A 9,290-nucleotide genomic window follows, 5' to 3' on the forward strand; every position below is an offset into this window, starting at 1 on the left:
AAATAAAAAACACCTATACGTAAGTATAGGTGTTTTATGGTTGCGGGGGCAGGACTTGAACCTACGACCTTCGGGTTATGAGCCCGACGAGCTACCAGCTGCTCCACCCCGCGTCAATATATTTGTAAGGCTTGTCTAGATTCTTACTATACCTTAACAAATACTGAAAGTCAAGGAAATTAAATATATGCTTAGCAGTAAGTGTAGTAAGATAATTACCATTTGTATATATTACCGGTAAACAAGAAACATTGGGAGATAATTAAATATTATATTGACAAATTAAATCTACAAATGTAAACAAAAAAGTAATATGAAGTTGATTTAAATATTATCTTATGCTAAAATTCATTTATTAGTTGAAATTTAAAAAATCTATATAGTTTTCTAGGGTTCCGCAGTTTATAACTGGCAGGTCCGAGAGAAAGCGCACAGTTAATTGTGTACACGGAAGGATAAAAGCCTGGGAGATATTTTAATAATATTTCTTTTGGCTTTTTTATTTTTTACTTATTTTAGAATTATGCCAAGAAATATTATCATTATATTAATTGTAAAATAAAGAATACACTAATTTAAGGAGTGAGAAATTATGGAATGGGTTTATTTAGTGATAGCAGGATTTTTTGAAGTAGGGTGGGCAATTGGATTAAAATATTCACAAGGATTTACAAAAATGATACCTAGTATGTTAACTTTAATAGGGATGATTGCAAGTTTCTATTTTTTATCATTATCTCTAAAAAACCTTCCAATAGGTACTGCATATGCAATTTGGACAGGTATAGGAACTGTAGGAACTGTCATTCTAGGTATTGTTTTGTTTAAAGAACCATTTGATGCTATGCGTATAATTTGTATTGTATTAATAGTTAGTGGAATTATTGGATTAAAATTAACATAGCTATACCAATAATATCAAATGAAGTAATAGGAATATGATAAGAAATTACTAAAAATAATTAGTTTAGTATTTATAAAAAGGAAGGATGAAACTAAAAGATGGTAGGAAAAATATTAATTTAAAAGAATATCATTATAAATTATGAGGTGAAAAAATGAATAATAAAATATTTGTAAATTCTGCAAAGGAAATAGATATAGACATTTGGATGAATTTAATTGAAATTGTTAAGGATAATTTTCCAGGATTAGTTCTTGAAGATTATAGAAAAATTTTAAAAGAAAGTATTAAAGAAAGAAACGCTTTGATTGTCAAAGATAACACTAATGCAATTGGAGTATTAATATTTTCGTATGAAAATAAGGAAATCGCTTTTCTTGCAGTGCACCCAGAGTATAGAAAAAAAGGGATAGCCACTGCTCTAATTGAAAAAATGTATGAACATTTTCCAAAAGGCTCAGAAATTATAGTAACTACCTATAGAGAAAATGATGTTAAAGGAAAAGCTGCAAGAGCATTATATAAAAATTTAGGATTTGTTGAAGAAGAACTAATTATGGAATTTGGGTACCCATGTCAAAAATTTGTTTTTAAAGGAAGTAAATTTTAATAATATTTTGGTGCTTAATGGATAGTTTTAATATTTTGTTTGATAAAAGTTAATAGCATATCTCCTAGTTCAACCATAGATCTATTTTTTGTTTGTATAAACCATAATGAAGGACTAATTGCATCAATATCTTCTTCAATTGAAAGTATTTTTATATGATCTATCTTTTCTGGAAAGTCATTTATTATAGTATAATCAGGACCAAATGAAATGGCTATATTTTCTTTAATAGCATTCATAATAGAATTAAGATTATTGGTTTCAAATAAAATATTTGCTGACTTTTGAGTTTTAGCTTCTAAATTGCTTAAATAGTTTAATATGAAATCATCTTGATAAATAGCTAATGGCTGTTTAATAATTTCATCATATGTCAAAATATTATTGTAAGCTAGAGCAGAAAGTTTGTTTATTGCAAAACAAAATGAACCATTTGTAACTTTAGTGAGGTCATATGGAAGATTGTGATTTTTTATATTATCAGTAAAAGCAATTAGAGCAAAATCTAATTTCTCTTGTTGTAGTGATTTTAAAAGTTCTGTAGTATTTTGTTCGATAATTGAAACTTGAATAAAAGGAAATTCAGTTTGTAATACTTTTATGGATTTTATAAGGGGGTAGTTGACACCAGGAATAGAACCAATTATTAATTTGATTTTAGGAAAATTAAATTTATTAGAAGTATATGAATAGATATCACGTTGTTTTTGTAATATAACATGAGAATTTTTAATTATGTATTGTCCTTGAGTAGTTGCAAAAGTACCTTGTTTTGAACGATTAAATATAGTAATTCCAAGTTCTTTTTCTAAATTTGAAACTGCTTGACTAACAGCTGAAGTAGTTAGATGAAGTTTATTTGCAGTTTTGGAAAAGCTTTTTTCTTGTGATAATGTAGTAATAATTTTAAGTTGTTCAAAATTCATAGTATAGATCTCCTTTTACATTTAATTTTACTTAACAATAAGTTAATTATATTTAATTTTACTTAAATACATTCGAGTTGTAAACTTATAATATCAAGATATTCTTAGATTCAGATGGAGTTTGCTAGAGTTTTTATTCTCAAATATAGTTTTCTTATATGAATACATTATATCCATCTGAGTATTAGGAAAACTTATTTGGGGATGTAACAACTCTTAGTTATATATTTCAGAATATGAAGTATTATAGTCGTAAACATTGGATAAATTAAGTAGAAGGAAGTGTTAAAAATGTGTACTAGTTTAACATTAGAAACAAAAAATGGACAACATTTACTTGGACGTACAATGGATTTTGCAATTGAATTTAATCAGTCAATTAATATTATTCCAAGAAATTATGGATGGACTAATATTATAGATAAGCAAGAAAGAAAAACAAAATATGCTTTTATAGGTATGTCAGTTATTATAGATGGACATCCAATTTTAGCTGATGGATTAAATGAAAAAGGATTAATGTGTGCAACGCTTTATTTACCAGGTTTTGCGGAATATTCAAAAATAGAAGTTAAAGATAAAGAAAATATTACATCATATGATTTTGTATTATGGGCATTATCTCAATTTGAAAATTTAGATGAAGTAAAAATAGCATTAAAAGATTTAGAAATTATTGATAAGCCTCTTTCTTTATTAAATTTAACACCACCATTACATTGGATTTTATCTGATAAATCAGGAAAAAGTATTGTTGTTGAAAGAACAGCTACAGGATTACATGTTTTTGATAATCCAGTTGGAGTTATGACAAATAGTCCAGATTTTCAATGGCATTTAACTAATTTACGCCAATATATTGCTGTAAGATCTAAACAATTTGATCCAATTACATGGGGGGATTTAGATTTATCTGCATTTAGCCAAGGTTCAGGCACATTTGGTTTACCAGGAGATTTTACTCCTTCTTCTCGTTTTGTTAGAGCAACATATTTAAAAAATAATTTAACACATATTGATAATGAAATTGAAGGAATTAATGGTATTTTTCATATCCTTTCTAATTGTCAAATACCTAAAGGTGCAGTTGTGACGAGTGAAGGAAGTGAAGATATTACAATATATACATCTGCAATGTGTAGTGAATCAGGTACATATTATTATAATACATATGATAATTGTCAAATTTCAGCTATTAAGCTATTTAATGAAGAATTAGATAGTATTCATATTAAATCTTATCCTATTAGAAATGAACAAACAATTTTCAGAGAAAATTAAATTAATCAAGTGATTTTAAGGTTCAAGTTGGGTTTGCTTATGAGAAATACCTATCCATTTGAACCTTAGAAGATGAAGCCTTAACATTTCCATAATATCCAGCCTCCTTTTAATCTATATTATTATTTATCATCATTTTATTAAGATTAGCATAAAATATATGTATTTTGCTATATCTTAAACTGAGTTAAATTTACATTTTATTAATTTTATGGTAAAATATGTATTAGAAATGGGAACAAACATTTATTTTACATTGTTTAAAATTTTTATTAAGTGCAATTTTCAATTTATAGAGTATTACTTTTAATTTAATTTTTATATTAAAATTTTAATATTATTTATTATTTGAGAGATTTTAGACTCAAATAGAATCGATGAAATATCGATTATGATATTATTTTGACAAAATTACTATTAATATGAAAAAAATGAAAAAAATATTAAAAAGTATAAAGTTTTACAAGTATTGTACGATAATTTAAATATAGAATTTATAAATTAAATAATATAAACTCAGGAGGAGTAAAAGCATGCAAGTAAAGCACAGGAGGTGCAATTTTACTAGCATAGTCTTTTATTTCTTTTTTTAATTTATAAAAAAATGTAAAATATATAAGAAAATGTTTATTTCAAGGAGGAAATTTGGATGTTAGTATTAGGAAGAAAACCTGGGGAATTTGTTATGATTGGAAAAGATATAAAAGTTATGGTTATTAAAACCGAAGATGGAGATCTAAGATTAGCAATAGATGCACCAAAGGATATTAAGATAACTAGAGGAGAAATACTAGTACACGACTAGTTTCAGAATGTGCTATATATGATTTTAGAATATAAAAACATAAATTTCTAAAAAATACTATAAAGTTATTTATTAAGGTAACGATAATTAAGTATAAATAGAAAAAATAGCTCAGGAGGAGCAAATTAATTTAAGCAAGTTGCAGGATGCAAAATTTGTTTAAATTAGTTTGCTCTTTTATTTTTTCTATAATTATATTTTTAAAATGGCTTTGTTTTAAAATAATGTTGATATTGCAATATAAAGCCTATTGATGGAAAAATTTACTTATATTTTAAAATTTAATACAAGTCTCAGGAAGAGCAATTAATTAATTCTGGTAGGAAACCGGAGTTCGTTAATTGCTCTTTTTTTTGTTAGTTCACCCGAAAGGGTTACTATAAATTTCAAAACAGTGGAACAAGGATGTCCACTTTAAAATTCAAGGAGGTAGAAAATTATGATAATCAATCACAATATGAACGCAATGAACGCACACAGAATGATGGGTGGAAACACAGCTAATACTGGAAAAGCTATGGAGAAATTAAGCTCAGGTTTAAGAATAAACAGAGCTGGAGATGACGCAGCAGGCCTTGCAATTTCAGAAAAAATGAGAGGTCAAATCAGAGGATTAGACCAAGCATCAAGAAATGGACAAGATGGTATATCAATGATTCAAACAGCAGAAGGTGCTTTAAATGAAACTCACAGCATTCTTCAAAGAATGAGAGAACTTGCTGTTCAATCATCAAATGATACAAACGTATCAGTTGACCGTGGAGAAATCCAAAAGGAAATGGATGAATTAGCTAAAGAAGTAACAAGAATAGCTAACAATACTGAGTTCAATACTCAAAAGCTTATAAACGGTGGAATTGATGCAAATGGAATAAAGGCAGCTAAATTCCATATCGGAGCTAATTCTGGTCAAGATATAGAACTATCTATTAAGGCTATGGATGCTAAGTCATTAGGAGTATCAAGAGATTTAGTAACTGCTACTGGAACAGGTGCTGGTAATGTTAAAAGTGCAACATTTCAAAGTACTGTAGGAAGTAAAGTGGTAGACGGAGCAGTAATTACTTTTGCATATTCTAAGGTAAATGCATCACCAGCTACAGCTTCAAAGGTAGATGGTGCTGCTAACTTTACTTCAGCAGATTTATCTAAGCTTAATGCTGATACTAACATGACTATTAAAGTTGGTGCTGATACTTATACATTAACTAATACTGCATTAAAAGCATGGGATGATAAAGCTGGACATAATGCAATTACTGATACAACAGCATTTTTAGGCAATGCTGTAAATGCTACTGGTGGCAAACTAAGTGATGTTGTTAATATAACAAATGCTTCCGGTAAAATATCTCTTGAGGCTAAAACTGCAGGAGCAAATGCAATAACAGTAAATTACAATGGTACTGATATCGGTAAAGTTGCAGGTGTTTTTGGAATGGCTGATAAACTTACAAACACAGGTAATGCTGAAGTTAAGCCTGGAGAAAAGATTACAATAAGTAATGCAACAGGTGATAATCAAGTAATTGATATTACTGATAAAGCAGCTACAAGTTTAAAGGTTACTTCTGGAGATTATGCAGGAATGACTATTAACACGATTGCGGGTCAAGCACTTAAGGATCTTACAGCTGCTAATGATAAAGTAACTGTAGCTGCAACAACTACAGCAGCAACAGTAACTACATTTGCTAATAATGAAAAAACTGCAGACGCAGTAACTGAAGCTGGTATAGATGTATCAACTCAAGATAAAGCAAGTAAATCAATTACAACTATTCAAACTGCTATCGAAACAGTATCAGCGGAAAGATCAAAGTTAGGTGCTTATCAAAACAGATTAGAGCATACAATAAACAACTTAGGAACTTCATCTGAAAACTTACAATCTGCTGAATCAAGAATTAGAGACGTAGACATGGCTAAAGAAATGATGAACTTCTCAAAGAACAACATACTTAGTCAAGCTTCACAAGCTATGCTTGCTCAAGCTAAATCACAACCAGAAGCAGTTCTTCAATTATTAAGATAAGCAGGGAACCAATTTTAGTTTTAACTAAAATTGTGTGAGTCGCTTACTCAGCTACCGTAGGAAGTCGAGTTTCCTTTAACTAAATCTATGATTTAGTTAGTGGAACTTACCCAGCGACCAAAGGGAGTCGAGTTTCCTTAAAAATAGGATTGTAAAAGAAATATTAAGGAGTCAGGGCGAAAGCTCTGGCTTCTTTTTTGTAAAACTTAAATTTATTTTAGGAAGGAGAAAAATTATTCATTCTGTTGTTTGTAAAGATTGTTGTGCTATAATTAGTTTATCTGGTGATAATATAGGAGATAAGATAAAATATTATGGAACTTGTTTTAACTGTGGGTATGATTATGATGCAAATTATAAGGCTAAAAGTGGCGAATACATGCAGAAAGATGGAGTGAAAAGAGAGCGTAGGAGGTGTTTAAATGGATATAGCAGCATTATCAATGGTAATGAGTCAATCCAGAGTACAAGAATCAGCTGGTATAGCAATAATGAAGGTGGCAATGGATACTGGTAAGGACAATGCTATTCAGATGACAGAAATAATGAAGAATTCTATAGTAGACCCTAATCTAGGCAACAACTTGGATGTAAGTGTATAGTATAAATGGATGAAAGAGAAGAATTAAAGCAAGAATTGCAACAAGAATGTGGGTTCAGTACAGGCAGAAGATGCTAGACATGATGGAGGAAAAGCTCATTCAAATGAGAGAAATAGCTGAGCAGACTAAGCAAGAGAATCTTACTCCAGGAGAACTTGAAGTACTAAATGTTAGGTTAAACGACTTAACAACACAGGTCAGAGCAATAGATGGAGAAAGCAGAAGAACAGAAGATAGAAGAATACTAGAATGAGCATCAATGGCTACACGAATAGCTGTTGGTGCTTATATTTATGTTTAAATAAATTTAAATATGGTAGAATAGATATAAAGCTATCAGAAAGAAAAAGGAAGTGATTTTGCTATGGAAAAGGAATTTAATATAACAGGAACATGTATACCTAATATGCATTATATGGTTGATATATCTAATAAATTAGAAAATGTTCTTAAGTTAATTAATAAAGGAAAATATTTTATAATAAATAGACCAAGACAGTATGGAAAAACTACCACATTGTTTTTAATAAATAAAGGTTTAAAAGAAAGAGAAGATTATTTTCCTATAAAAATAAGTTTTGAAGGTATAGGAGACTTAATTTTTGAAAATGAAGAAATATTTTCAAAAGAATTTTTGCAGATATTAGCAGATAGCGTATTATTGAATAATTCTGAGTTAGCTAATTTTTTAGAAGAACAAAAAAATACTGTAGATAATTTTAGAGATTTATCAAGAGCTATAACTAAATTTGTTGCAAAATCCAATAAAAAAGTAGTATTAATGATAGATGAAGTTGATAAAAGCAGCAATAATCAGTTGTTTTTAAGTTTTTTAGGTATGCTTAGAAACAAGTATTTACTTAGAAATGAAGGATTAGATTATACTTTCCATAGTGTAATTCTTGCAGGAGTTCATGATGTTAAGAGTTTAAAAATAAAAATAAGACCAGATGAAGAACATAAGTATAATAGTCCTTGGAATATAGCTTCTGACTTTGATTTAGATATGAGCTTTTCTGTAGAAGAAATAGAAACAATGCTTGATGATTATGTAAAATATAAAAGAGTAGAATTAGATAAAAATTATTTTTCAGAGAAACTTTACTTTTATACTTCAGGCTATCCATTTTTAGTAAGTAAACTTTGCAAAATTATAGATGAAAAGATAATGCCAGAAAATGAGTTCAAATGGGAAAAAGAATATATGGATATGGCAGTAAATCAATTATTAAAAGAAAGCAATACTAATTTTGATAGTCTTATTAAAAATATAGAGGATAACACTAAACTTAAAGAGTTGGTGAAAAAGATAATTTTAGATGGTTATGAAATTAGTTATAATCAGGATAATATTATGATAGCCATAGGAATAATGTACGGCATATTTAAAAATTATAATGGAAAAGTTAAAATTCATAATAGAATATATGAACAAAGGATATATAATTACATGAGTTCATTAATAGAAACTTCGATAGATTTAGGATCTTATAATGAAAGAAAAAAGTTTATAAAAACTGATGGAAATTTAGATATAGAAAAAGTACTTATAAAATTTCAAGAGTTTATGAAACATGAGTATTCAGAAAAAAGAGAAGGATTTTTAGAAGAAGATGGACGATTAGTTTTTCTAGCATTTATAAGTCCAATAATAAATGGAACAGGTTTTGCTTTTAAAGAAGTAAAAGGTGGAGAGGAAAAAAGATTTGATATAGTAATAACCTATAATAAAAGAATGTATATTTTAGAGCTTAAAATTTGGCGAGGAGAAGAATATCATAAGAAAGGTTTATTGCAACTAGGAGAGTATCTGGAACAATATAGATTAAACAAAGGACATCTTTTAGTGTTTGACTTTAGAAAAACAGAAAATAACATAGGTGAAATAGATGAAAGTATAGTTAAAGTTAATGGAAAAGAAAAGAAAATAACAGCTGTATATTGCTGACACAGGGGTAAAAACGTTCTAGGATTAGCTTAGTGTTACAGCACTAAGCTTTTTTACTTATATTATTAAGGGACTCTAGATAGTTTTGTGTTATTAACACATTTATCATTAAAATATTACTGGAAATTTTGTTTTCTGGTAATATTTTTTTATTTTTAGTAAATACTAAAAATATGTTT

At 28.3% G+C, this 9,290-nt stretch carries 9 protein-coding genes, 1 tRNA gene and 1 riboswitch; of the genes, 8 read left to right on the forward strand and 2 right to left on the reverse strand.

The window, feature by feature from the left end; translation table 11 throughout:
- Positions 1-37: 37 nt before the first annotated feature.
- Positions 38-113: transfer RNA gene (locus BM027_RS09185), tRNA-Met, on the reverse strand.
- A 263-nt stretch (positions 114-376) separates the two neighbouring features.
- Positions 377-472: riboswitch (guanidine-I (ykkC/yxkD leader) on the forward strand.
- Between the two features lie 120 nt (positions 473-592).
- Between BM027_RS09185 and sugE the strand changes: the two genes are divergently transcribed.
- Both sugE and BM027_RS09195 read left to right on the forward strand, forming a co-directional pair.
- Positions 593-904, forward strand: coding sequence for a quaternary ammonium compound efflux SMR transporter SugE (gene sugE / locus BM027_RS09190; protein ID WP_090091097.1), 312 nt, complete (start codon positions 593-595; stop codon positions 902-904).
- 154 nt (positions 905-1,058) lie between these two features.
- Positions 1,059-1,514 (forward strand): GNAT family N-acetyltransferase, encoded by a 456-nt coding sequence (locus tag BM027_RS09195; RefSeq protein ID WP_090091099.1) that lies wholly within the window; start codon positions 1,059-1,061, stop codon positions 1,512-1,514.
- Positions 1,515-1,528: 14 nt separating this feature from the next.
- Here BM027_RS09195 and BM027_RS09200 read toward each other — a convergent pair whose 3' ends face one another.
- Positions 1,529-2,440 carry a LysR family transcriptional regulator gene (locus BM027_RS09200; protein ID WP_090091101.1) on the reverse strand — a complete coding sequence of 304 codons (912 nt, stop codon included), beginning with the start codon at positions 2,438-2,440 and terminating at the stop codon, positions 1,529-1,531.
- A 291-nt stretch (positions 2,441-2,731) separates the two neighbouring features.
- Between BM027_RS09200 and bsh the strand changes: the two genes are divergently transcribed.
- The 6 genes from bsh to BM027_RS09230 all read left to right on the forward strand — a co-directional run bounded on the left by bsh (position 2,732) and on the right by BM027_RS09230 (position 9,111).
- Positions 2,732-3,721 (forward strand): choloylglycine hydrolase, encoded by a 990-nt coding sequence (bsh, locus tag BM027_RS09205; RefSeq protein WP_090091103.1) that lies wholly within the window; start codon positions 2,732-2,734, stop codon positions 3,719-3,721.
- Positions 3,722-4,370: 649 nt separating this feature from the next.
- Positions 4,371-4,526, forward strand: a complete 156-nt coding sequence (locus BM027_RS09210) for a carbon storage regulator (protein WP_090091105.1) — start codon at positions 4,371-4,373, stop codon at positions 4,524-4,526.
- Positions 4,527-4,965: 439 nt separating this feature from the next.
- Positions 4,966-6,561, forward strand: coding sequence for a flagellin N-terminal helical domain-containing protein (locus BM027_RS09215; RefSeq protein WP_090091108.1), 1,596 nt, complete (start codon positions 4,966-4,968; stop codon positions 6,559-6,561).
- Positions 6,562-6,983: 422 nt separating this feature from the next.
- Positions 6,984-7,163 (forward strand): YjfB family protein, encoded by a 180-nt coding sequence (locus tag BM027_RS09220; protein WP_090091110.1) that lies wholly within the window; start codon positions 6,984-6,986, stop codon positions 7,161-7,163.
- A 103-nt stretch (positions 7,164-7,266) separates the two neighbouring features.
- The gene (locus BM027_RS18510) at positions 7,267-7,416 is read left to right on the forward strand and encodes a hypothetical protein (protein WP_242943302.1); all 150 of its coding nucleotides are present in this window, start codon (positions 7,267-7,269) and stop codon (positions 7,414-7,416) included.
- 111 nt (positions 7,417-7,527) lie between these two features.
- Positions 7,528-9,111: a P-loop NTPase family protein gene (locus BM027_RS09230; RefSeq protein ID WP_090091112.1), complete on the forward strand. Its 1,584-nt coding sequence runs from the start codon at positions 7,528-7,530 to the stop codon at positions 9,109-9,111.
- The last annotated feature ends 179 nt before the right edge of the window (positions 9,112-9,290 follow it).

This window comes from Clostridium uliginosum (assembly GCF_900112485.1).
GTDB classification, from domain to species: Bacteria; Bacillota; Clostridia; order Clostridiales; family Clostridiaceae; genus Clostridium; species Clostridium uliginosum.

Excerpts from the sequence above, each read along its gene's own strand:
- sugE (WP_090091097.1), top strand. The coding sequence starts at position 593 with ATGGAATGGGTTTATTTAGTGATAGCAGGATTTTTTGAAGTAGGGTGG.
- BM027_RS09220 (WP_090091110.1), top strand. The coding sequence starts at position 6,984 with ATGGATATAGCAGCATTATCAATGGTAATGAGTCAATCCAGAGTACAA.
- BM027_RS09200 (WP_090091101.1), bottom strand. The coding sequence starts at position 2,440 with ATGAATTTTGAACAACTTAAAATTATTACTACATTATCACAAGAAAAA.
- BM027_RS09230 (WP_090091112.1), top strand. The coding sequence starts at position 7,528 with ATGGAAAAGGAATTTAATATAACAGGAACATGTATACCTAATATGCAT.
- BM027_RS18510 (WP_242943302.1), top strand. The coding sequence starts at position 7,267 with ATGAGAGAAATAGCTGAGCAGACTAAGCAAGAGAATCTTACTCCAGGA.
- BM027_RS09210 (WP_090091105.1), top strand. The coding sequence starts at position 4,371 with ATGTTAGTATTAGGAAGAAAACCTGGGGAATTTGTTATGATTGGAAAA.
- bsh (WP_090091103.1), top strand. The coding sequence starts at position 2,732 with ATGTGTACTAGTTTAACATTAGAAACAAAAAATGGACAACATTTACTT.
- BM027_RS09195 (WP_090091099.1), top strand. The coding sequence starts at position 1,059 with ATGAATAATAAAATATTTGTAAATTCTGCAAAGGAAATAGATATAGAC.
- BM027_RS09215 (WP_090091108.1), top strand. The coding sequence starts at position 4,966 with ATGATAATCAATCACAATATGAACGCAATGAACGCACACAGAATGATG.